The following is a 23,434-nucleotide window of genomic DNA, read 5'->3' as shown; positions in this document are numbered from 1 at the left end:
GGCATCAACGGCCTGACGCCGTCATGGTTCACTTTCTGGAAAGGAAAGCTTCAGCGCACGAGAACGGGTTGGCGCAAATTCTCGCTGCTTCCGCTTGGCGGCGGTGGGGGCGAAATGCCGCGTACGGCGCGAAGGGCGGCTTCGTCCACTGCGCCATCGCCTGATGAACTCACCACGCGCGCGCCGGCAACACTGCCCGACGCGGTGATCGTGAAGGCGACAACAACCCGCTGACCCCGCGCCCGCAAGCGGCGAGCTTCGCGCGACATCCGCCGCTGGATCATGCTGCTCACCTGGTTCTGCCAACGAGCGGGCGAGACCCTCGGCGCAGAAGACGCCCGCTGCTCCGTGGACGCTTGCGAACGCGGCTGTGGACGTGCCTGCTGGGTTGGCCGCCGTTCCTGCCGCTCCGGCTGGCGCTCCGGCTGGCGCGCCTGCTGCCGCGGCTGTTCGCGCTGCGGCTGGGCGCGTTCGCGCGGCGGCTCCCGGCGCTGCGGACGTTCGACGGTTTCGCGCGGCTGTGGTGGTGTCGGCCGCGTCACCGGCAGCGGAATATCCGTGTCCGGAAGAGCGACGGCCGGCATTTCGATCACCTCTTCGGTGACGACATCTGCCTGCACGGGCTCGGCCTCGGCGACCTCCTGCTCCACAGGCTCGACTTCGGCGACTTCCTGTTCGAGGGTTTCCGGCTCAACCGCTTCTTGCACAACAGGCGTGTCTTCCGTTTCGGCGGTCGCTGCGTCTTCCGCCACCGTTTGCGGCGGCACATCTTCCTGGACAGGCATAGCGGTTTCGGCCGTGACGGCTTCGGCGACCTCGGGTTGAACCGCGTCTTCCAGCTGTTCGGCGGCTTCCACCGGCGTTTCGGCCGCCGCCATTTCGGTCGGCGGTTCCTCCGTCAGCGTTTCACTTTCCACCGCGTCCGGCGTGGTTTGCATCACGGGCGTCAGGTCCACCACCATGGATTGCTTGGCTGCGGCTGGCGGTTCTGTGCTGATCTCCAACTGGCGCGACAGGTACCAGCCACCGCTGACATGCACGGCAAGCACGATCGCGGCCGCCGTTCCCCACAGCGCCCAATCACGCCGCGCGGCTAACGGGCCGAAACCGTATGGCTGGTCGGCAAAACTCATTGTGCCGCGGCAGCTCCTGCGGCAGACGGCGCTCCTTCAAGGCCAACAAGCGCAACCTTCAGGTAGCCGGACGCACGCAGCAGGTTCATGACTTCCATCACCTGGCCGTAGTCAACGGCCCGGTCCGCGCGCAGGTAAACCCGGGTGTCCTTGTTGGCGGATGTCAGACCGTCCAGCGTGGCCCCGAAGCGATCCCGCTGCACGAGGTCGTTGCCGACAGCCAGCGATAGGTCGCGCTTGAGCGTCAGAAACAGCGGCTTGTCGGGGCGCGGCGTTGGGCTGGCGGACGATCCCGGCAGGTCGACATTGATGTCTACCGTGGCAAGCGGGGCCGCCACCATGAAGATGATCAACAACACAAGCATCACATCGATGAAAGGTGTGACGTTGATCTCGTGGCTTTCCTGCAGGTCGTCGCCGCCGCCTTCGCGAATGCCGCCAGCCATGGCTCAAGCTCCTATTCGGCCGCCCGGCGCAGGGGCGCGGCGGCATTGAAATCGAGATCCCGGCTCACAAGGCGCTCCACCCCGGCGGCCGCATCGGCCAGCACCTGGCGGTAGCCGGTGATGGATCGGGCAAAGACGTTGTAGATCACCACTGCGGGAATTGCCGCGACCAGGCCGATTGCGGTAGCGAGCAACGCTTCGGCGATGCCGGGAGCCACGATGGCCAGGTTCGTGGTCTGCGCCTGGCTGATGCCGATGAACGAATTCATGATCCCCCAGACCGTGCCGAACAGGCCAACGAAAGGCGCAGTGGAGCCGATGGTTGCCAGCACGCCGGTGCCGCGCGACATGCGTCGGCCGGCCTGCGCTTCGATGCGCGACAAAACGGAAGCGACTCGCTCCTTCACACCATCCCCATGCGCCACGTGGAGCGCGTTGCGCGACAAGGACACTTCCTGCACGGCAGCATGAACAAAGGCAGCGGCTGGCCCGCCGGCTTGCGGAAGGGCCTGTGCTGCGTCTTCCAGGGTGCGCGACTTGCCGATGGCAGCCGCGGCCTTCTGTGCCCGTAGCCGGGCGGCGCCGAGCTCAAGCGATTTTGCCAGCCAGACGGTCCAGGTTACAAGGGACGCAAAGGCGAGGCCGAGCATCACCGCCTTCACCACGATGTCCGCCGCCATGAACATGCCCCAGGGCGAAAGATCGTGCGGCAGGGTCAAGCGGCTGCCAGTGTCGATCGGCTCAAGCGGAAGGCTACCCTCGGCGCTGGAATCTTCGCTTTCGACGGCGGGGCTGGCTGGAGCATCGGTGCCGGTCGTCGCCGGAGACGCTGGAGAAACGGCCGGAGTTTCGGAGCCGGGGGATGCAGCGGGCGGTGCTGCCTGGCTCTCAACCCCTGCCGGCAATGGGCTTTGCGCGGAAACGGGAAGGCTCGCCAAAAGGGCGTACCCCACAGCCGAAGCGAAAATGAACCTGCGCACGATCAACCCCAACACAGCCAATAAAACACGATAGTCCGCTCCCTAGCGCAAAGCGCAGGAGATCGCGACCACTTTGTTGACTGTCGTTGTCATATTTTCATGGAGCGCGCGGATTGGCGCTTATTCGAACACGATGGTGGGAGCGCGCGCTTCCTGTGCCGCCGAGCTTTTTGCCATCTCGTCCATGACCTTGGCCGCGATTTCGCGATAAGCAGCGGCATGCGGTCCCTCAGGTTCTGCAACCGTGATCGGCGTTCCGGCATCCGACAATTCGCGGATCGCCATCACCAGCGGCACCTCGCCAAGGAAGGGAACGCCGAGCCGCAGCGCTTCCCGCTGTGCCCCGCCATGGCCGAAGATGTCATAGCGGGTGCCGGTATCGGGAGCGATAAAGGTGCTCATGTTCTCGACAATGCCGAGCAGGGGCACATCGACCTTGCGGAACATGTTGAGGCCCTTGCGCGCATCAATCAGCGCAAGGTCCTGCGGTGTGGAAACGATCACCGCGCCGGCGAGCGGCACCTGCTGCGCCATCGTCAGCTGCGCATCGCCTGTGCCGGGCGGCATGTCTACCACGAGCACGTCGAGTTCGCCCCATTCAACCTCACGCAGCATTTGCGTCAGCGCCGACATGACCATCGGCCCGCGCCAGATCATCGGGGTTTCTTCTTCCACGAGGAAACCGATCGACATCACCTTGAGCCCGTGGCCCTGCATGGGCCGCATGACCTTGCCGTCCACGGTTTCAGGTCGGCCGGAAAGCCCCAGCAGGCGCGGCATGGAAGGACCGTAGATGTCGGCATCGAGGATGCCCACCCTCAGCCCGAGCGCCTGCAAGCCGAGCGCCAGATTGACGGCCGTGGTGGATTTGCCCACACCGCCCTTGCCGGAAGCAACCGCGATGATCGAGGTGATTCCGGGAACCCCGCGGCGCCCCGGCTGCTGGCCGGAAGGGGTGTGCGGGCGGCTCGGTGCCGCAGGAGCAGGCCGGGTCGCGGGCGCAGCCGGACGCGGTTGTGGCCGGCCACTTTCCATGCCGCCGCCCTTTTTTTCGGCCGTCAGCACCACCACGGCGGACTGCACGCCGGGGATCGCCTTCACGGCGCGCTCGGCCGCTGCGCGCAACGGCTCCAGTTCCTTTGCGCGTGCAGCCGGGACGGTGACGGAAAAGAACACCTTCGAATCGGCAATGAAGATTTCTGACACGAGCCCGAGAGACACAAGATCACCCTCGAAATCCGGACCTTTCACGGTCCGCAACGCATCGATCACCTGATCCTGGGTCACGCTCATCGGTTCACTGCCTCAACTGGTGGTTCGTCGTGCAGATAATGCAGTTTCGGCCGCGGGGCAAAGCCGGCAGCGTCGCAGCCCGCCTACTTCAGGCTGTTCCGCATCGGCTTCAGCGCCCCGGCCCACAGTGCCAATTCATCCAGCATCGGCTTGACGCCGGACGCGATGGCTTCACTGGGCTTGAAGGTGCCATCCTCGATCATCGTGTTGAACAACGGCACCGGCAGACCCTGCGGGATGGGCATCATGTTGAGCGCCGAAAGCAGTGGGCGCAGCGATTGCGCGGCACGAAGCCCACCCGAAATTCCGCCATAGCTCACCATCGCGGCCGGCTTTCGGTACCATTCGAGCACCAGGTAATCGAGCGCGTTCACCAGCGAAGCGGGCGGGAAGTAGTTGTATTCCGGCGTCACGAACACGAAAGCGTCTGCGGGGTCGATCGCAGTGGACCATTGGCGCGTATGCTCATGCGCATAATCCTTCATGCGCGGATGCTTCGGCTCGTCAAACACGGGCAGCTGGAAATCGACGAGGTCGAGCAATTGGACGTCGAAGGCGCCGTGTTCGCGCGCAGCACCTTCGAACCACCTGGCAACCTTATCGCCTTGGCGGGTCGGACGCGTGCTGCCGATAATGACCTTGAGCTGAAGAGACATGAACATTCCTGAATTTGCGGGGACTGCGGAGCTAGGTTCCGCAACGCCCACCGGCAAGAGACACGGCGAGTGCCACTGTGTTTACGTCCCCGATGGAAAGATGGTCCGCCATGCAGCAGATGGTGAAGCTCGACATCACGGCGCTTGAAAGGGCCTGAGGTGACGCAACTGCGCTAGCGGCGGCGTCTTCCTGCAGCTAGCTTCCCTTGCATGATCGACAAGCTGGAATTCTTCATCGCGCTCGCCAAGAACCAGCATTTCGGCCGTGCGGCGGAAGAATCCGGCATCACGCAGCCGACGCTTTCGGCCGCCATCAAGCAACTGGAAGACCAGCTCGGTGTCAGTCTGGTTCAGCGTGGGTCGCGTTTCCAGGGTCTGACGCCGGAAGGCCAACGTGTGCTGGAATGGGCGCGCCGGATCGTGGCCGACAGCCGCACGATGCGCGAGGAAATGCGGGCGGCGCGGCGCGGTCTTGCCGGTCACCTGCGGATCGCCGCCATTCCCACCGCGCTTGCGATGGTGTCGCGCCTCACCACGCCTTTCCGGGAAAGGCACCCGAACGTGACCTTCTCCATCGTATCGCGAACTTCGCTGCAGGTGTTAAGCGACCTCGACAATCTCGAGATCGACGCCGGCATCACCTATCTCGACAACGAGCCGCTTGGCCGCGTCACCTCCGTGCCGCTTTATTCGGAGCGTTACCAGCTGATCACGGCAGCCGGAAATCAGTTTGCGGATCGCGAAACGGTGACTTGGGCGGAAGTGGCGACAGTTCCGCTGTGCCTCCTGACGCCCGACATGCAGAACCGCCGCATCATCAACAAGCACCTTGCCGAAGCCGGGGCGGAGGTCACGGCAACGCTGGAATCGAACTCCATGATCGTGCTGTTTTCACACATCCGGACTGGCAAATGGGCCTCCATCATGCCGCTCAACCTCAGCGGAATGCTGGGCTTTTCGGACCCCATCCGTGCCGTTCCGATTGTGGAGCCGGATGCACGCCATGCAGTGGGCCTGGTTGTTCCGCAGCGCGAGCCGCACACGCCGATGGTGTCGGCTCTGCTTCACGAGGCACGGACGCTGGCAGCCGAGATGGCAAAGGAGCAATAGAAATGTTCTATCGCGTAACGGAACTGTTCTATTGAAATTCGGCCGCTGATCTGGTCCCAGTCTTCAGGAGGACTAGGGAGGGCTCTGCATGGCGATGCAGGCAGGTACCGAAGCGCACCAGCGCATGCTGGACGTCGTGGAGGCGATGAAGCATCAGGATGGCGCGCTGCTGCCGATCCTGCATGGGATTCAGGACGAGTTCGGCTATGTGCCGGCGGAAAGTGTTCCGGTGATCGCCGACGCGCTCAACCTGTCGCGCGCCGATGTGCATGGCGTCATCACCTTCTACCATGACTACCGCAGCGCGCCGGCCGGGCGGCATGTCCTGAAGATCTGCCGTGCCGAAGCGTGCCAGGCCATGGGCGGCGAAGCCATGGCAGAGCGTGCGGAAGACCTGCTCGGAATCAAGTTCCACCAAACCGCTGCCGATAACTCAGTGACGCTGGAGCCGACCTATTGCCTGGGGCTGTGCGCCTGTGCTCCGGCCGCGCAGCTCGATGGGCAGTTGATTGGCCGCCTCGATGAAGAGCGCCTTCGCGAAATCGTGTCCGAGGTGCGGCTGTGAGCCTGAAGATCTACGTCCCCCGCGACTCCGCTGCGCTGGCTTTGGGCGCCGACAAGGTTGCCAAGGCCATCGCCGGAGAAGCCGCAAAGCGCGGAAGTGAGATCACCATTGTGCGCAACGGATCGCGCGGCATGACCTGGCTGGAGCCGATGGTCGAGGTGGAAACGCCGGCCGGCCGTGTTGCCTACGGACCTGTGAAGCCGGCGGACGTCGCCTCGCTGTTTGAAGCCGACTTCATCAATGGAAACAGCCACTCCCTTTGGCTGGGCGACCCGGAAGCGATCCCGTTCTTTGCCCGGCAGCAGCGTTTGACGTTTGCCCGCTGCGGCTTGACCGACCCTCTGTCGCTGGAAGACTACGAGGCGCATGGCGGTTTGTCGGGCTTGCGCAAGGCGCTCGAGCTTGCCCCGATCGAGATCGTCAAGCAGGTGACCGAGTCCGGCCTGCGTGGCCGCGGCGGCGCCGGCTTCCCGACCGGCATCAAGTGGCAAACCGTGCACGACGCGAAGGCCACCAACAAATACATCGTGTGCAATGCCGACGAGGGCGACAGCGGCACCTTTGCCGACCGCATGATCATGGAAGGCGACCCCTTCGTTCTGATCGAAGGCATGGCGATCGCCGGCATCGCGACGGGCGCCACCAAAGGCTACATCTACATCCGCTCCGAATATCCGGAAGCGATCAAGATCATGCGCGAAGCGGTGGCCATCGCGCAAAGAGCGGGCCTGCTCGGCTGGAACGTGCTGGGTTCACCCAACATGTTCGACATGGAAGTGCGCGTCGGCGCCGGCGCCTATGTGTGCGGCGAGGAAACGGCGCTCCTGAACAGCCTCGAAGGCAAGCGTGGGGTTGTGCGCGCCAAGCCTCCTTTGCCGGCAATCGAAGGCCTGTTCGGCAAGCCGACCGTGATCAACAACGTGATTTCGCTGGCTTCCGTGCCGATCATCCTCGACAAGGGTGCCGCCTTCTACAAGGATTTCGGCATCGGCCGTTCACGCGGCACCATGCCCTTGCAGATTGCCGGCAACGTCAAGCATGCCGGCCTCTTCGAAGCAGCCTTCGGCATGACGCTGGGCGAAATCGTCAACGAAATTGGGGGCGGCACGGCAACGGGACGACCGGTGAAAGCCGTCCAGGTCGGCGGCCCGCTTGGCGCCTACTTCCCCGAAAGCCTGTTCGACACGCCCTTCGACTATGAGGCCTTCGCCGCCAAGGGCGGGCTGATCGGCCATGCCGGCATCGTGGTGTTCGATGACACCGCTGACATGCTGAACCAGGCGCGTTTCGCCATGGAGTTCTGCGCCATCGAAAGCTGCGGCAAGTGCACACCCTGCCGCATCGGATCGACGCGCGGCGTGGAAACCATCGACAAGATCCGGGCCGGCATCGAGCCTGAAAAGAACCTCGCGCTGGTGACCGACCTTTGCAACACCATGAAGTTCGGATCGCTTTGCGCGCTCGGCGGCTTCACACCCTATCCGGTGATGAGCGCGATCACGCATTTCCCGGAAGACTTTGCCCCGGTCCCGATGCGGGAAGCGGCAGAATGACGGCGGAAAAAGTGAAGGGCCCGGCGTCCTACTTTCCGTCGATCGAGAAGACCTATGGTCAGCCGGTTGATCATTGGCTGTCGCTGGTCGGCACTCGGTCGGGTGAAAAGCATATGGAAGTCGTGAACTGGCTGAAAGCCGAGCACGGTCTCGGACACGGTCATGCAAACGCGCTCGTGGCACATGCCCGTGCCGAGCAGGCGAAATAGGAGTCTCGGAATGGGTCTCGTTCAAGAAATCGACTTCGGAACGCCGGAGTCCCGCGCAGAAAAGACGATCACGTTGACTGTGGATGGCCGCCAGGTCTCGGTGCCCGAAGGCACCTCGATCATGCGTGCCTCCATGGAAGCGGGCATCGCGATCCCCAAGCTCTGCGCCACCGACATGGTGGATGCTTTCGGCTCCTGCCGTCTATGCCTGGTGGAGATCGAGGGACGCGCGGGAACCCCGTCTTCCTGCACCACTCCGGTGATGCCGGGAATGGTTGTCCATACCCAGACGGGTCGTCTCAAGGACATCCGGCGCGGCGTGATGGAGCTTTACATCTCCGACCATCCGCTTGACTGCCTGACCTGCGCAGCCAACGGCGATTGCGAACTGCAGGATATGGCCGGCGCGGTGGGCCTGCGCGACGTGCGCTATGGCTACGACGGCGACAACCACGTCCGCGCGCGCCAGGACGGCGATCTCAACGCCAAATGGATGCCGAAGGACGAGTCCAACCCGTACTTCACCTATGATCCGTCAAAGTGCATCGTGTGTTCGCGCTGCGTGCGTGCCTGCGCCGAAGTGCAGGGCACCTTTGCGCTCACCATCGAGGGGCGCGGCTTCGAGTCCCGTGTGTCGCCCAGCGCGCATGAACTCTTTGTGGATTCCGAATGCGTGTCCTGCGGCGCTTGCGTCCAGGCTTGCCCGACCGCGACCCTGACGGAAAAGTCGGTGATCGCCATCGGCCAACCGGAGCACTCGGCGGTCACCACCTGCGCTTATTGCGGCGTCGGCTGCTCCTTCAAGGCCGAGATGCGCGGCGAAGAACTGGTGCGTATGGTGCCGTGGAAGGATGGCCAGGCCAATCGCGGCCATTCCTGCGTGAAGGGCCGCTTCGCTTACGGCTATTCCACGCACAAGGATCGCATCCTCAACCCGATGATCCGCGAAAAGATCACGGATCCGTGGCGCGAAGTGAGCTGGGAGGAGGCCTTGGCGCATACGGCGTCCGAGTTCCGCCGCATCCAGTATCAATATGGTCGTGCTTCGATCGGCGGCATCACCTCGTCGCGCTGCACCAACGAGGAAACCTTCCTCGTCCAGAAGCTGATCCGCGCGGGCTTCCGCAACAACAACGTCGATACCTGCGCCCGCGTGTGCCATTCGCCCACCGGCTATGGTCTGGGTCAGGCGTTCGGCACCTCGGCAGGCACGCAGAACTTTGACTCCGTCGAGCACACGGATGTGGTGATCGTCATCGGCGCCAATCCGACGGATGGGCATCCGGTGTTTGGCTCTCGCTTGAAGAAGCGCTTGCGGCAGGGCGCGCAGCTGATTGTGATCGATCCGCGTCGCATCGATCTCGTGAAGTCGCCGCACATCAAGGCAGCCCATCACCTTGCGTTGAAGCCAGGTACCAATGTCGCCGTCATGACCGCGCTGTCGCATGTGATTGTGACGGAAGGCATCCAGGCCGAACAGTTCATCCGCGAGCGCTGCGACTGGTCGGAGTTCGAGGACTGGGCGGCCTTTGTTTCGGAAGAGCGTCACAGCCCCGAAGCAACGGAAAGCTACACCGGCGTGCCGGCCGAGGAACTGCGCAAGGCAGCCCGGCTGTTTGCAACCGGCGGCAATGGCGCGATCTATTATGGCCTCGGCGTCACGGAACACAGCCAGGGCTCGACCACGGTGATGGCGATCGCCAACTTGGCGATGGTGACCGGCAACATCGGCCGCCTCGGCGTCGGCGTGAACCCGCTGCGCGGCCAGAACAACGTGCAGGGCTCCTGCGACATGGGCTCGTTCCCGCACGAGCTGCCAGGCTATCGCCATGTCTCCGATGATGCCACACGCGACATCTTCGAGAAGCTTTGGGGCGTCTCGATCTCGTCGGAACCGGGCCTGCGCATCCCCAACATGCTGGATGCTGCCGTGGAAGGCTCGTTCAAGGGCATCTACATCCAGGGCGAAGACATTCTGCAGTCCGACCCCGACACTAAGCATGTGGCCGCCGGTCTCGCCGCGATGGAATGCGTCGTCGTGCAGGACCTCTTCCTGAACGAGACCGCCAACTACGCCCATGTGTTCCTGCCAGGCTCGACCTTCCTGGAAAAGGACGGCACCTTCACCAATGCCGAGCGCCGCATCAATCGCGTGCGCCGCGTGATGACGCCAAAGAACGGCTTTGCTGATTGGGAAGTGACGCAGAACCTCGCACGCGCCATGGGGCTGGACTGGACCTACACCCATCCATCCCAGATCATGGACGAGATCGCCGCAACCACGCCGGCCTTTGCTGGGGTCAACTACGCTTATCTCGAGGAGCACGGTTCGGTTCAATGGCCGTGCAACGAGAAGGCGCCGCTGGGGTCGCCGATCATGCACGTCGACGGCTTCGTGCGCGGCAAGGGCAAGTTCATCCGCACTGAATATGTGGCAACGGACGAGCGCACCGGCCCGCGCTTCCCGCTGCTCCTGACCACGGGGCGCATCCTCAGCCAATACAATGTGGGTGCGCAAACCCGCCGGACGGAAAACACCGTTTGGCACCCGGAAGACCGGCTGGAAATCCATCCCCACGACGCGGAACAGCGTGGCATTCGCCAGGACGACTGGGTGCGGTTGTCGAGCCGCTCCGGCGATACGACGCTGCGCGCGACGATCACAGATCGCGTGGCGGCAGGCGTTGTTTATACCACCTTCCACCATCCAACGACGCAGGCCAACGTCATCACTACCGATTTCTCGGATTGGGCAACCAACTGCCCGGAATACAAGGTGACTGCCGTACAGATATCGCCATCCAACGGACCGTCGGAATGGCAGGTCGAATATGATGAGCAGGCACGCCAAAGCCGCCGCATCGCCGGCCACTTGGAAGCCGCGGAATAGGGGTTTAACCCTTCCGCTCCTGCCAATGGAAACACGGCCCCCAACCACGTCGGTGATCCGCTTCGCCCAGCGCGAAAGCGGATCTTTCGAGGCTGAGCGCCGGGTCCCGGAAGAGGTGCCGATCGCGCTGTCTTATGCCGGCACCACCCACGCCGTCATGATGGCCTCGCCGGCCGATCTCCGCGATTTCGCGCTGGGCTTCAGCTTGACAGAAGGCATCATCGCCTCGCCCGCCGAGATCGACACGATCGAGGTTGAGGAAGCGGGTGCCGGCATCGACATACAGATCCGGCTCAAGGACAGCGCCAACACGCGCTTTCAAGCACGCCGCCGCCGCTTGGCCGGCCCGGTTGGTTGCGGCCTGTGCGGCATCGAGTCGATCGACGAGGCCATGCGCAGCATCCCTGCCGTGGAAGCTCGCATGACACTGTCGCCTCAACAGATTGCGGATGCCGTCGCGGCGCTGTCGAGGCGGCAACCGCTTCATCGCGAAACCGGAGCGGTCCACGCCGCAGGTCTTTATTCGCCGGCTAATGGTGTGGTCTGCGCGCGCGAAGATGTCGGCCGCCACAACGCTCTGGACAAGCTGGCGGGCGCGCTGGCAGGCGTCGAAATTGCGGGCGCCACGGGCGCCGTGATCGTCACGAGCCGTGTTTCGGTCGAGATGGTTCAGAAAACAGCCGCGATCGGCGCCGGCTTCATTATCGCCGTATCGGCACCTACGGCGCTGGCGATCCGTGCGGCGGACGGCGCTGGCCTGACGCTGGTGGCGTTGGTCCGCGGCACAGAATTTGACGTCTTCACGCACCCTCACCGGGTCGAGATCGACAAGGGCGCTTCGCAGCCGCTCGCAAAGCAAAGGGAGGCGACATGAACACCGACCAGAAGCTGATCTACATGGCGAACCAGATCGCCACATTCTTTGCCTCTCAGCCGCCTGCGGATGGTCCGCTGGGCGTCGCCACGCACATCAACAAGTTCTGGGAGCCGCGCATGCGGCGCAAGCTGTTTGAGCACCTGGACAACGGCGGCGATGGTTTGAAGCCCTTGGTGATCGAAGCGGCTGCCTTGATCCGGCGGCCCGGCGAAGATGCGGATGCCGGCGTGGGCATCGGTGACGATGCAGCGCGCGGTGCGCCGGGCGGCAAGGGCGAAGCTGCCGGCGAGTCCAAGTCGGAGTTCAGCGTTCCCCATCACGGGAACGGCTAGGCAGGGTCGAGTTCGATCCAGGCGGGTGCGTGGTCACTCGCCTCCGTGCGCCCGCGCACCTCGCGATCAACGCCTGCTGCACGGATCCTTGAAGCGAGGTCGCGGCTGACGAGCAGGTGGTCGAGCCGCAGGCCTGCATCGCGTTCGTAGCGGTTCCTGAGGTAGCTCCAGAACGTATAGCCCGGCTCGTCCGGATAAAGGCTGCGCCACGCATCCGTCCAACTGCGGCCAAGCAGGCGTTTGTAAGCCGCGCGGCTTTCCGGCTGAACCAGCGCGTCATCGTCCCACGAGCGTGTTGGATAAATGTCGCGTGCGGTGGGTGCGACGTTGAAATCGCCGGCAAGAACAACCGGCGCACCCGTTTTGCGAAGAGCTGTTGCATGGCGCCGCAGCCGCTGCAGCCAGGCGAGCTTGTAGTCGAACTTCGGGCCGGGCTGCGGATTACCGTTGGGAGCGTAGATCGACCCAATCAGCACGCCCCGAACGGCCGCCTCGATATAGCGGCTTTGCATGTCTTCCCGGTCTCCTGGCAGGTGATCGCGGGTGAGAACGGGTGTGGCGTCCCGCGCCAGGATCGCAACACCGTTCCAGGACCGCTGGCCCTTCCAAACTGCGCCATAGCCGGCATTTTCAATCGCCCGCAGCGGGAACGCCTTCTGCTCGGCCTTCAGTTCCTGCAAACACACGACATCCGGCCGGCTTTCGTCCAGCCACACCAACAGGTTCTCCAGCCGCTTGTTGACGTTGTTGATGTTGAATGTCGCGATCTTCATGCTGCGCTTCCTCACAGGCGGCGGTGTTTGCCGCTGAGGATTAACGATCCCCTTCAACAGCGCTTTTGGCCAGCAAAATGCCTATTGAAATCGATTTCATGTCGATTTAGCGTGGCGATCGAAGTTTGCTCATTGGGAGGAATGCATGAAAAAGCTTGTTTCGCTTGCGCTCGGCACGGTTGCCGCAGTTGCCCTTTCGGCCGCCGCACATGCCGAAGATTTCAAGATCGGTTTGTCCAACGGCTGGGTCGGCTCGGAATGGCGCACCCAGATGATCGAGGAAGCGCAAGCTGCCGCGGCTGCCTGGAAGGAAAAGGGCCACAACGTTGAAGTCGTGGTGCAGAGCGCCAATGTCGACGTTCCCGGCCAGATCGCTCACGTCCGCAACTTCATTTCGGAAGGCGTGGATGCCATCATCATCAACCCGAACAGCCCGACCGCTTTTGATCCGGTCTTCGCCCAGGCGAAGGAAGCTGGCATCCTGGTGATCGCAACCGACGCGGAAGTGTCGTCGCCCGACGCGATGTATGTCGGTATCGACCAGAAGGCCTGGGGTGCGGCTGGCGCCGAATGGCTCGCCAAGACCCTGAACGGCAAGGGCAATGTTGTTGCCATCAACGGCGTTGCGGGCCATCCGGCCAACGAAATGCGCGTGGCTGGCTACAAGGAAGTCTTCGCCAAGCACCCGGACATCAAGATCGTCAACGAGGTAAATGCGAACTGGGATCAGGCGCAGGGCCAGCAGGCCATGCAGAACCTGCTCGCAACCTATCCGGACATTGCTGGCGTTTGGGTTCAGGACGGCATGGCTGCCGGCGCCTGGAAATCGATCATGGACGCCAACAAGAGCGACCAGATCGCGGCCACTGGCGAAATCCGCAAGGACTTCATCGATCTTTGGACAAAGGACAAGCTGAACTCGGGTGCTTCGGTGAATCCTCCGGGCGTGATGGCTTCGGCGCTCAACGTCGCGGTTCTCCTGCTCCAGGACAAGGAACTGAAGGAGCCGGCAACGGCTGGCCAGTACGGCAACGCGATGTATCTCGACATCCCGTTCATTGACTCGTCGAACCTGGCTGAAGCGGCCAAGCAGGTTGAGGGCAAGCCGGGCTACTACTCCTACACCGACCAGCTTTCCATCGAGGAAGCTGAGGCGCTCTTCAAGTAAAAGCGCCACCTGACGGGCGAACTGGTCCGCTCCAGCCGGAGCGGGCCAGCCTTCGCGCATCCTGAATTCCTGCTGGAAAGGCTTTCGCGTGGCCAGACTTGTCGCCAAGGCTGTGAGCAAGACCTACGGTGCCACCAAGGCGCTGCGCCGTGGCGATCTTGAGGTCGAGGCAGGCGAAGTACACGTGCTGATCGGCTCCAATGGCTCTGGCAAGTCCACGCTTTGCAAGATCGTTGCCGGCAGCGTGCGTCCGGACTCCGGCGAACTTCTCCTCGACGGCAAGCCGGTCACCATCAACGACCCGCAGGAAGCAAAAACCTACGGCATCGGCATCTTTTATCAGGAACTCAGCCTCGCCGCGCACCGCACCGTTGCGGAGAACATCCTGCTGTCCAACCTTCCCGGCGGCGTATTCGTGGACCGCAAGCAGCTGGTTGCCACCGCAAGCCGCTACATCGCCCTGTTCGATGGCGTCACGGGAGAAGGCTTTTCCGCCGGTGCGACGGTGGAAGCGCTCCGGCCTGACCAGCGCCAGCTGGTGGAGATCATGAAGGCGCTGTCCACCGAAGCGCCGATCCTGATCTTCGACGAACCGACATCCGCACTCGACCGGGCGCAGGTCGACCGCTTCTTCGACATCCTGCGGCGCCTGAAAGCCGAAGGCCGATCGATCGTCTTCATTTCGCATCGAATGGACGAGATCTTTGCGCTGGGCGACCGCGTCACCGTGATCCGCGACGGCGAAACCGTGGCCACCAAGCGCATCGATGAAACAGATGCCGCGGAGGTGATCCGCTTGATGGTGGGCGGCGAAAGCGCGGGAATGGAAACGGCCGCACGGGCGCCCGCGGCAAACAAGGCGGCTGCGCAGACCGTGCTGTCTGTGGGCAACCTTTCAGGCGTCGGCTTTCACAACGTCAGCTTCGACCTTGCCGCCGGCGAAATCCTCGGCCTCGGCGGCTTGCACGGCCAAGGCCAGTCCGCCGTTCTGCGCGCCCTATTTGGTGCCTCGCCGCCATCCTCCGGCAGCGTGTCGCTCAAGGGCGAACCGCTTGATGCAAACAGCCCGCGCGCCACGATCAAGCGCGGGGTGGCATATGTTTCGGGCGACCGCAGGCGGGACGGCGTCATTGCCGGCCGCCCGATCCTGGAAAATGTCACGCCGATCCACGCCCTGAAGCAGCGCCTGGCTCTTGCCGCACCATCCTCGCTCCGCGACCGCGCAAAGCCAGCGCTTGAAGCCTTGCGCACGAAGTTTGCCGGCTTTGGACATCCAATCAGCTCCTTGTCGGGTGGCAACCAGCAGAAGATCGTGATCGCCCGCTGGCTGATTGATCGGCCGGACGTGCTTTTGCTCGACGATCCAACTAAGGGCATCGATCTGTCGGCAAAGACGGACCTGTTCCAGCTTATCCGCAAGCTTGCTGCCGAAGGCATGGCGATCGTGCTGTATTCCTCCGAGGACGCCGAGCTTCTCGGCAATGCGGATCGCATCCTCGTGTTCAACGGCGGCGGGGTAACGCGCGAACTGACGGGCGCAGACCGCACCGCCTTCAACCTTTATCAAGCCGCTTACGAGGCAGCATGAGCGACATCGCGATCGCACCGCCGAAAACTGCAGGGCACGGACTGAAGCGCGCAATCGAGCGTTTTCCTTTCCTGCCGGCCCTGCTGATCCTGGTGGTTCTGCTGGTGCTCAACGGCTTGTACCAGCCACGAAGCGTCAGCCTGGTCGGCATCACGGGATTGGTGAAAACCTATCTTGCCCTGATGCTGCTTGCCGTTGCGCAAACCTATGTTGTCTATGCCGGCGACATCGACTTGTCCGCCGGTGCCATTGTTTCGCTGGTCAACGTGTCGATCATCACCGCCATGGACGCACTAGGTGGCGGCACGAGTGCGGTTCTGCTCGGGCTGGGCCTCGGCCTCCTTGTTGGCCTCGCTTGCGGCATCGTGAATGGCATTGTCGTGGCGGCGCTGCGCTTGCAGGCGATCGTGGCGACCTTCGCAACATCCATCTTCTTTACGGGACTTGCGCTTTATGTGCTGCCGGTGGCCGGCACACCGGCACCCACCGCCTTTTGGCGCACCTATGGCGGGCGTATTCTTGATATTCCCTTCGTGATGTACGCTGCGGTGCTGCTTGCAGTGCTTTTGCTGGTGCTTGCCCGCACGCAGCTGACCACGCGCCTGCTCGCGGTGGGCGACGACCAGCAGGCGGCGTATCAAAGCGGCTTGCCGGTGACGCGCATCCGCATCACCGGCTATGCGCTGGCCGGTCTCTTTGCCGCGTTGGCTGCCTTTTGCATCACGGGTGATACGGCGAGCGGCGATCCGCTGGTTGGCGGCAAGATGACGCTGAACTCGGTCGCCGCCGTGGTTCTCGGAGGCACGGCTTTGGCGGGTGGCTTCGGCACGGTGACGGGATCGGTGATCGGGGCGCTGATCATTGGCCTGATCGGTTCGCTGGTCTTTTTCGTCGGCACGCCGTCGGAATGGCAAAACCTCGTTCAGGGCGTGGCGATCCTCGTGGCGCTGATGGTGGGCATCCTGGTCAGCCGGGGAGCGCGCCGATGAGTGCAGTGGAAGGAACGCGCAAGGACGCGGGGTTCTCCCCAATGGCCGCGCTCAAGGCGCCGCTGATGGTGGCCCTTCTGCTGATCGTTTTGCTTCTGGCGCTGGGCGAATATCTTTCGCCTGGGTTCGCATCGGCGCAGCAGATCCTGCGTTTGCTGATCGTCGCCGCGCTGATGGGAATCGTCGCCGCCGGCCAGAACCTCGTGATTCTCGGCGGACGCGAAGGCATCGATTTGTCCGTCGGCGGCGTGGTTTCGCTCGCCGCGATCATTGCCGGCAACCTGATGAGCGGACAGGATTCCGGCATCCTCCTTGCCGTTCTCGGCTGCCTCGCCGCGGGCGCGCTGATCGGCTTGATCAACGGAATTGGCGTGACGCTGTTGCGGATTCCGCCGCTGGTGATGACGCTCGGCATGCTGGGCGTGCTGCAGGGCCTGCTTGTGGTGATCCGCAACGGCATTCCTTCCGGCCGCGCAGCACCCGGCCTGTCCGGCTTCGTCACCCAGCCGCTGTTCCTGGGGCTGCCGGGCATCATCTGGCTGTGGATCGCGATCGGCCTGCTTATGGCATTTCTTCTGCGCCGCACGATCCTCGGCTATCGCATCTATGCCATTGGCTCCAACGAGCAGGCCGCTTTCATGGCGGGCATGCCGGTGAAAACCACGCGCATCCTGCTTTTCGTGTTGTCCGGCATGTTCGCCGCGATCGCCGGAATCTGCCTGCTTGGCTATACCGGCTCCTCCTTCGCCAATGTCGGCGAGCAATACATGCTGCCGTCCATTATTGCGGTGGTGTTCGGCGGCACGCCGTTGTCCGGCGGCAAGGGGGGCTACACCGGCACGATGGCTGGCGCCATTCTGTTGACGGTCCTGCAAGGCATCCTGACCACGGTCAACATCGATGAATCCGGCCGGCAAATGGTGTTTGGCGCCACGCTTTTGCTGCTGATGCTGTTTTACGGCCGTGGCCAGGCGCTGCGGACATGACCTGGCCCCTTTGCTGATCCCAAGATGATCACCGGCCGCGTCAAGATCATCGACATCGCACGACGGGTTGGCGTTTCGCCGGCCACCGTGTCGCGCGCCTTGTCCGACACCGGCCTCGTCGCAGAACCCACTTTGTCGCGCATTCGCGACGAAGCTCGGGCGATGAACTACCGCCCCAATGTCAGCGCCCGCAACCTGCGCACCCGCCGTTCCAAGGCGGTGCTGATGGTGGTGCGCGATGTTGGAAACCCTTTCTACCTTGATGTCCTCAAGGGCGTCGAAGCCTGCGCGCGTGAAGCCGGCTACTCCGTTCTGATGGGCAATACGGAGAACCAGCCGGGCGGCGAAGATCGCTACTTCGACATGCTGCGCGACGGTCATGCCGACGGCATGATCCTGATTACCGGCAGCCTGCCGGAGGACGAGATGCACCGCGATCTTCTCGCGCAGTTGCCGGTCGTGGTGGCGCTGGAGATGGTGGAGCAGTCCGGATTGCCGCATGTCCAGATCGACAACAAGGCGGCTGCTGCCGATGCGGTGGCGCATCTGGTGGGGCTCGGGCACCGGCGCATTGCCCACATCAGCGGTCCCGTGCCCGAACCCATGGCGTCCCTCCGGGAACGCGGCTTTCGTGAAGCCATGACAGGTGCCGGGCTGCCCGTGCCGTCGTCTTACGTCTTGCGCGGCGATTATTCGCTGGCCGCCGGCAAGGGCCTGTGCTGCCAGCTGCTTGCCCTGCCGGAGCCGCCGACCGCCATCTTTGCGGCCAACGACGAAATGGCCTTCGGCGCCATTGCCGCGGCACGGCGCGCCGGTCTTGAAGTTCCGCGCGATCTTTCCGTTGTCGGCTTTGACGATCTCTACCTGAGCGAGGCTTTCCAGCCGCCGCTCACCACGGTCAGCCAGCCCCGAACCGAACTGGGGCGGGCTGCCATGGGCGTGCTCCTGGACATCCTGTCAGGGCGCGCGCCACCCAGCGAGCCGTTCGTGTTGCCGACCACCCTTCAGGTGCGCGGCAGCACGGCTGCGCCGCTCGCTCAAGTCCAACTCAGGAGTGCATGATTCATGGTCGATCTTCCCAAGCCTCGCCTGCGGGTCGGTTTCGTTGGAAGCGGTTTCATCGCGCATTTTCATCTCGCCGCAATGGTGGGCGTGCGCAACATCGACGTCACCGGTGTTTACAGCCGCAGTGCTGAAAACCGGAACCGGCTTGTCGCCAAGGTTGAGCAACTGGGCCTCGGACAATGCCGCGCGCATGAAAGCCTCGAGTCCCTTTTCCAGGCCGATGATGTCGACGCGATCTGGATCCTTTCGCCGAACTACACGCGGCTCGACGTGATGCGGGTGCTGCACAAGGAAGTTACGGCCGGCCGCTCCAAGGTCTTTGCGGTGGCTTGTGAAAAGCCGCTCGCCCGCACCGTGGGCGAAGCGCGCGAAATGCTGCGTTTGGCGCAGGAGGCCAAGCTGAACCACGGCTATCTTGAAAACCAGGTTTTCTGCACGCCCGTTCTGCGCGGTAAGGAGATCATTTGGCGGCGTGCCGCATCAACCACCGGACGACCTTACCTCGCACGGGCGGCGGAAGAGCACTCCGGCCCGCATGAGCCCTGGTTCTGGCAGGGCGACAAGCAGGGTGGCGGCGTTCTGTCGGACATGATGTGCCATTCGGTTGAAGTGGGCCGCCATCTCCTCACCGCACCCGGCGCTCCGCGTTCTTCACTCAAGCTCAAGACGGCCAACGGCCAGGTTGCCAATCTGAAATGGACCCGGCCGCACTACGCAGACCAGCTGCGCGAGCGCTTCGGGGTGGATTATCGCAATCGTCCGTCGGAGGATTTCGCGCGCGGCACGCTAACCTTCGAGGATGAGGACGGCAACGCGCTAATGGTGGAAGCCTCCACCTCCTGGGCCTATGTCGGCGCCGGCTTGCGCATCCAGCTCGAGTTGCTCGGGCCGGAATACGCCATGGAGTTCAACTCGCTGTCCACCGGGCTCAAGATCTTCATGTCGCGCCAGGTCACCGGCTCGGAAGGCGAGGACCTCGTTGAGAAGCAGAATGCAGAGCAGGGGCTGATGCCGGTGCTGGAAGACGAAGCCGGCGTTTACGGCTACACAGACGAAAATCGGCATATGGTGGAATGCTTCCGTACCGGACAAACACCGCTGGAAACCTTCGAAGACGGACTGGGCGTCGTCGAAATGCTGATGGGGCTTTACCTTTCGGCGGAAACCGGTCGGACAGTCCACTTCCCGGCGCCTGAGTTGGAAGACTATGTTCCCGTGGTCGCCCGTTCGACGGCAGAGCGATGAGCTTGCCTGGACTTGAGGTGCTGCGCCGGGAGATGGCGCGGCAATACACCGACGCGCTTCAGTCGTTTCACGAAGCGCATGAGCAGGCGCCAGCCATCGCGTCGCGGATCCGCGAAACCGGTCGCCTGACGCTTCTTGGAATGGGCGCCTCCCATTGGGCCAACCGCATGGTGCTGGCGTCTTACCGCGCGGCAGGCATCGAAGCAGCCGCGGAGGTGCTGTCGGAAGCCATGCGTATGCCGCAGCCGCCGCGCGACCGGGTAACGATCCTGGTTTCGCAATCCGGCGGTTCGGGCGAGGTGGCGGCCTATCTCGACCGGACGCCAGATCACGCCGACCATTTCGGGCTGACCCTCAACACGGACTCCACGCTTGGACGCGCGGTTCCCTGCCTGATCGGGGTAGGCGGGCGGGAGCAGGCTTTCGCGGCAACCCGCAGCATCACGCTGACGCTGTGCCTGCATGCGGCCATTCTTGCAGCTCTTGGCGAGGACATGAACGCGCTTATCGATGTGCTGAACAGCGGTGATCCACTCGGTGCGGAGCCGCCCGCCGACGCGTTGGACACCCTGCAAGACACGTCGCTTCTGGTGATGTCCGCCCGTGGTCAATTGCATGGCGCCTTGCAAGCCGCGTCCCTGACCTTCATGGAGCTTGCCCGTACGCCGGCGATGGCTCTGGAACTGGGACAGCTGCTGCATGGCCCGATGGAAATGCTGGAGCCCACCCACACTCTGGTGCTGGCGCGGCCGGTCGGTGCGGACGCTGCCGCCGTGACACGCACGGCGCAGGCTGCTGTGAGCTACGGCCTTCGTCCCGTTCTGTTTGATCTGGGCGATCAGCCGACGATTGACGGTGCGATCCACGTGCAGCTGCCGCCGCTCAACGGGTTGGCTGGAGTTGCCGTTCTCCTCCCTGCGGTTCAGCGGCTGGCGATCGAGGCTGCTGCCGCACGGGTCGGCGACGGGTTCGGCACGCCGCTCCGCTCCTCCAAGGTCACGAACGGCGAAGCGCCATGACCGTCCCGCCGCTGCTTGTGCTGGGAAATGTCAACGTGGACCTCGTGCTTGGCGAAGTCGATGGCTGGCCCGCGATCGGCACGGAAGTGGTGGTGGAGCGGTCCGAACTGCGCGCCGGCGGCTCGGCTGGAAACACGGCACTGGCACTGAGCGGCCTGGGCGTGCCCCATCGCCTGGTGAGCTCCACCGGACGCGACCCGAACGGCCTATGGCTGCGGGAACAATTCGACCCGCAGTTCTGTGAGTGGATCGACGAACAAGCCGATACGACCGTGACGGTGGGGATTGTGCACAAGGGCGGCGACCGCGTGTTCTTCACCACGCCGGGCCATCTTCATTCCGCATCAGCGGCGGATCTCCTGGAGCGCCTCCCGCAAGCCCCGCATGGGCAAAGCTTCGCGCTCCTGTCGGGCGCTTTCCTGATGCCGGAGATCATGAGTGCCACGCCCCAGATCCTGCGCAGGCTGGAGGAGCGAGGCTGGCAAACGGCGGTTGATCCGGGCTGGCCGCCGCAAGGCTGGATGAACGACGCCAAGCAGGCCTTCGCTGATTGGCTCCGGGCGTGCGGCATCGCCTTGATCAATGCGGAAGAAGCGAAAGCTTTCACTGGGGCCATGGATGACGCAGCCGCACTGGAGCATCTGTCCACGACGATAGGGCCTAACCAGATCGTCGTTGTGAAACGAGGCGCGGAGGGCGCAACCGCGCTCACCGCGGCGGGTTCATGCCATGCCGCAGCACCAGAGGTGGCCGTGATCGACACCGTCGGGGCAGGCGATACGTTCAACGCTGCCTTCCTGGCATCGCTCAGCCGTGGCGAAGCGCTTGAGGCCGCCCTTGAAGCCGGCGTTCAAACGGCTGCGCGCGCAATCTCGACCTTTCCCCGCCGCTATGCCTGATCCGGCTCGCGCAAAAAGGTTTCGCGGGTCAGTTCCTTGCGCAGCGCCGTGGCTCGGCGGCGGATAGCAAGCACATCCTTAGCCGGCTTCCGCATCAGGTTCTGATAGGGTCCGCGCATCCTTGGATTGCGCGAAAGCTTGCGGCGATGCCGTGCCAGGAAGTCCCAGTACAGGGTGGTGAACGGGCAAGCGTCCTCGCCAAGGCTCTTGCCCGGATGGTAGCGGCAGCGCCCGCAATGATCGCTCATGCGGTCGATGTAAGCGCCCGACGCGGCATAGGGCTTCGTACCCATGACCCCGCCGTCGCCATGCTGGCTCATGCCGAGCGTATTGGGCAGGGACACCCAGTCGATCGCATCCCAGAACATCGACATGTGCCAGCGGTGGACGTCGTAGGGCCGCACGCCAAGCAGAAGCGCGAACTCGCCCAGCACCATCAGCCGTTCGATATGGTGCGCGTACGCGTGGTCGATCGTGTGGCCGATCGCTTCATGGAGGCAGCGCATGTCTGTGTCCCCGGTCCAGTAGAACCGTGGCATCGGCAGGGTCGCGCCCATCGCGTTGCGGGCCGCATAGTCCGGCATCAGGTGCCAGTAGATGCCGCGAACGAATTCGCGCCAGCCGATCAGTTGCCGCACAAAGCCTTCCACCGCATTGAGCGGTGCGTTGGAAGGGTTGGCCAGAACGGCGCGAAGCACCTCAAGGGGCCGCAAAAGATGAAGGTTCAGCGGGCCTGAAAGAACGCTGTGGAACAGAAAAGCCTGGCCACCAGCCATGGCGTCCTGGAAGCGGCCGAAATCTGGCAACCGGTGGCGCACAAAATCGTCCAGCGATTGCAGCGCCTGTGCGCGCGTCACGGGAATGGCAAAGTCTTGGAGGCTGCCGGGATTGTCGGGAAAGCTGCGCTCCACGAGGTCCAGCACCGCCCGTGTGGTGTCATCGGCCGGAAAGCGCGGCGGCGGGATCATCAAAGGTGGACCCTTGCGGCCGAAGCTCTTGCGGTTGTCGCGGTCGAAGTTCCATTGCCCGCCGACCGGCTCCTCGCCTTCCATCAGCACGTTCAGCTTGCGCCGCATTGCGCGATAAAAGGTTTCCAGGATCATGGTGGGGTTGGCGGCGATCAGCGCCTGGAACTCGCTGCGGCTGCACAGAAAATGATCGTCCTCGATGAAGCGGATCGGAAGGTCGAGTGCTTCGAGGGCTGCGCGGACGCGGTAATCGCCGGGTTCCAGCACGATGATCTCACCATCCGGCCTGGCCTGGTCGAAGCGTCTTTGGAGTTCGGCCGGGAAGCTTTGCCGGTTCTCGGGATCGTCGAGCTCCGTGTACCAGACCTGCCGTCCGAGCGCGCGTTGTTCGTCGCGGAAATGGCGCATGGCGGAAAAGAAGAAGGCGATGCGCCGCTTGTTCTGCGGCACGGTGCTCGCTTCCTCCCGCAGTTCCATCTGCAGGATGATGTCCTGCGCCGCGTCAAAGCCGTGGAAGGCCGCTGACGCGCCGTCAAGCTGATCGCCCATCACGAGAATCAGGTTGCGCGGCGGTCGGGTCTTCTTGCGGATCACCAAATGCTCCTGCAGCGGGCCAGAGCAAAAGTTCTCACCGGCTCCCGAGTTCCCCGGACCATTTGCGGCAACCGGGGTCAAGGGCTAGGAGGAAGC

The 23,434-nt window shown here is 63.6% G+C and carries 22 protein-coding genes; 15 read left to right on the top strand and 7 right to left on the bottom strand.

Annotated features, from left to right (window positions below; translation table 11 throughout):
- Positions 1-50: 50 nt before the first annotated feature.
- From J5Y06_RS01240 to J5Y06_RS01220, 5 genes are all read right to left on the bottom strand, one after another.
- Positions 51-1,133 (bottom strand): energy transducer TonB, encoded by a 1,083-nt coding sequence (locus tag J5Y06_RS01240; RefSeq protein WP_209333293.1) that lies wholly within the window; start codon positions 1,131-1,133, stop codon positions 51-53.
- A complete protein-coding gene (gene exbD, locus J5Y06_RS01235) occupies positions 1,130-1,579 on the bottom strand; it encodes a TonB system transport protein ExbD (protein WP_209333292.1) in 450 nt (149 codons plus the stop codon). The genes J5Y06_RS01240 and exbD overlap by 4 nt, the downstream gene beginning before the upstream one ends.
- Positions 1,580-1,590: 11 nt before the next feature.
- Positions 1,591-2,559, bottom strand: a complete 969-nt coding sequence (gene exbB / locus J5Y06_RS01230) for a tonB-system energizer ExbB (RefSeq protein ID WP_385932224.1) — start codon at positions 2,557-2,559, stop codon at positions 1,591-1,593.
- Between the two features lie 120 nt (positions 2,560-2,679).
- On the bottom strand, positions 2,680-3,852 hold the full coding sequence (locus tag J5Y06_RS01225; protein WP_209333291.1) for an Mrp/NBP35 family ATP-binding protein: 1,173 nt from the start codon (positions 3,850-3,852) through the stop codon (positions 2,680-2,682).
- Positions 3,853-3,935: 83 nt separating this feature from the next.
- Positions 3,936-4,508, bottom strand: a complete 573-nt coding sequence (locus J5Y06_RS01220; protein ID WP_209333290.1) for an NADPH-dependent FMN reductase — start codon at positions 4,506-4,508, stop codon at positions 3,936-3,938.
- 210 nt (positions 4,509-4,718) lie between these two features.
- On the opposite strand from J5Y06_RS01220, the gene J5Y06_RS01215 reads away from it, so the two are divergent.
- The 7 genes from J5Y06_RS01215 to J5Y06_RS01185 all read left to right on the top strand — a co-directional run bounded on the left by J5Y06_RS01215 (position 4,719) and on the right by J5Y06_RS01185 (position 12,044).
- On the top strand, positions 4,719-5,618 hold the full coding sequence (locus J5Y06_RS01215) for a LysR family transcriptional regulator (RefSeq protein ID WP_209333289.1): 900 nt from the start codon (positions 4,719-4,721) through the stop codon (positions 5,616-5,618).
- Positions 5,619-5,706: 88 nt separating this feature from the next.
- Positions 5,707-6,183 carry a formate dehydrogenase subunit gamma gene (locus J5Y06_RS01210; protein ID WP_209333288.1) on the top strand — a complete coding sequence of 159 codons (477 nt, stop codon included), beginning with the start codon at positions 5,707-5,709 and terminating at the stop codon, positions 6,181-6,183.
- Positions 6,180-7,736, top strand: a complete 1,557-nt coding sequence (locus tag J5Y06_RS01205; RefSeq protein WP_209333287.1) for a formate dehydrogenase beta subunit — start codon at positions 6,180-6,182, stop codon at positions 7,734-7,736. Before J5Y06_RS01210 ends, J5Y06_RS01205 begins: the two co-directional genes overlap by 4 nt.
- Positions 7,733-7,945 carry a DUF4287 domain-containing protein gene (locus tag J5Y06_RS01200; RefSeq protein WP_209333286.1) on the top strand — a complete coding sequence of 71 codons (213 nt, stop codon included), beginning with the start codon at positions 7,733-7,735 and terminating at the stop codon, positions 7,943-7,945. Before J5Y06_RS01205 ends, J5Y06_RS01200 begins: the two co-directional genes overlap by 4 nt.
- A gap of 10 nt (positions 7,946-7,955) precedes the next feature.
- Positions 7,956-10,835, top strand: coding sequence for a formate dehydrogenase subunit alpha (gene fdhF / locus J5Y06_RS01195; protein ID WP_209333285.1), 2,880 nt, complete (start codon positions 7,956-7,958; stop codon positions 10,833-10,835).
- 25 nt (positions 10,836-10,860) lie between these two features.
- A complete protein-coding gene (fdhD, locus tag J5Y06_RS01190; protein ID WP_209333284.1) occupies positions 10,861-11,709 on the top strand; it encodes a formate dehydrogenase accessory sulfurtransferase FdhD in 849 nt (282 codons plus the stop codon).
- Positions 11,706-12,044, top strand: a complete 339-nt coding sequence (locus J5Y06_RS01185; RefSeq protein WP_209333283.1) for a formate dehydrogenase subunit delta — start codon at positions 11,706-11,708, stop codon at positions 12,042-12,044. Before fdhD ends, J5Y06_RS01185 begins: the two co-directional genes overlap by 4 nt.
- On the opposite strand, the gene xth is transcribed toward J5Y06_RS01185, so the two are convergent.
- A complete protein-coding gene (gene xth / locus J5Y06_RS01180; RefSeq protein WP_209333282.1) occupies positions 12,041-12,817 on the bottom strand; it encodes an exodeoxyribonuclease III in 777 nt (258 codons plus the stop codon). The genes J5Y06_RS01185 and xth overlap by 4 nt on opposite strands.
- A gap of 145 nt (positions 12,818-12,962) precedes the next feature.
- Here xth and J5Y06_RS01175 point away from each other — a divergent pair, with 145 nt between their 5' ends.
- From J5Y06_RS01175 to J5Y06_RS01140, 8 genes are all read left to right on the top strand, one after another.
- Positions 12,963-13,985 (top strand): ABC transporter substrate-binding protein, encoded by a 1,023-nt coding sequence (locus tag J5Y06_RS01175; RefSeq protein WP_209333281.1) that lies wholly within the window; start codon positions 12,963-12,965, stop codon positions 13,983-13,985.
- Positions 13,986-14,073: 88 nt separating this feature from the next.
- Entirely contained in the window at positions 14,074-15,573 is a 1,500-nt protein-coding gene (locus J5Y06_RS01170; RefSeq protein WP_209333280.1) for a sugar ABC transporter ATP-binding protein, read from the top strand.
- Positions 15,570-16,562 carry an ABC transporter permease gene (locus J5Y06_RS01165; protein ID WP_209333279.1) on the top strand — a complete coding sequence of 331 codons (993 nt, stop codon included), beginning with the start codon at positions 15,570-15,572 and terminating at the stop codon, positions 16,560-16,562. The genes J5Y06_RS01170 and J5Y06_RS01165 overlap by 4 nt, the downstream gene beginning before the upstream one ends.
- 41 nt (positions 16,563-16,603) lie before the next feature.
- On the top strand, positions 16,604-17,548 hold the full coding sequence (locus J5Y06_RS01160; protein ID WP_209334314.1) for an ABC transporter permease: 945 nt from the start codon (positions 16,604-16,606) through the stop codon (positions 17,546-17,548).
- A 27-nt stretch (positions 17,549-17,575) separates the two neighbouring features.
- Positions 17,576-18,610, top strand: coding sequence for a LacI family DNA-binding transcriptional regulator (locus J5Y06_RS01155; RefSeq protein ID WP_209334313.1), 1,035 nt, complete (start codon positions 17,576-17,578; stop codon positions 18,608-18,610).
- A 3-nt stretch (positions 18,611-18,613) separates the two neighbouring features.
- Complete coding sequence (locus tag J5Y06_RS01150) at positions 18,614-19,858, top strand: Gfo/Idh/MocA family protein (protein ID WP_209333278.1); 1,245 nt, start codon at positions 18,614-18,616, stop codon at positions 19,856-19,858.
- A gap of 2 nt (positions 19,859-19,860) precedes the next feature.
- Positions 19,861-20,877, top strand: coding sequence for an SIS domain-containing protein (locus J5Y06_RS01145; RefSeq protein WP_209333277.1), 1,017 nt, complete (start codon positions 19,861-19,863; stop codon positions 20,875-20,877).
- On the top strand, positions 20,874-21,776 hold the full coding sequence (locus tag J5Y06_RS01140) for a carbohydrate kinase family protein (protein ID WP_209333276.1): 903 nt from the start codon (positions 20,874-20,876) through the stop codon (positions 21,774-21,776). The genes J5Y06_RS01145 and J5Y06_RS01140 overlap by 4 nt, the downstream gene beginning before the upstream one ends.
- On the opposite strand, the gene J5Y06_RS01135 is transcribed toward J5Y06_RS01140, so the two are convergent.
- Positions 21,767-23,338 (bottom strand): cryptochrome/photolyase family protein, encoded by a 1,572-nt coding sequence (locus tag J5Y06_RS01135; RefSeq protein WP_342453350.1) that lies wholly within the window; start codon positions 23,336-23,338, stop codon positions 21,767-21,769. The two genes, J5Y06_RS01140 and J5Y06_RS01135, sit on opposite strands and share 10 nt — an antisense overlap.
- Between the last annotated feature and the right edge of the window lie 96 nt (positions 23,339-23,434).

The organism is Tianweitania sediminis (assembly GCF_017813335.1).
In the GTDB taxonomy this organism is placed as follows: Bacteria; Pseudomonadota; Alphaproteobacteria; order Rhizobiales; family Rhizobiaceae; genus Tianweitania; species Tianweitania sediminis.
Note: the sequence above shows the minus strand (reverse complement) of the source record. Positions and strands in the feature narration are given on the sequence as shown.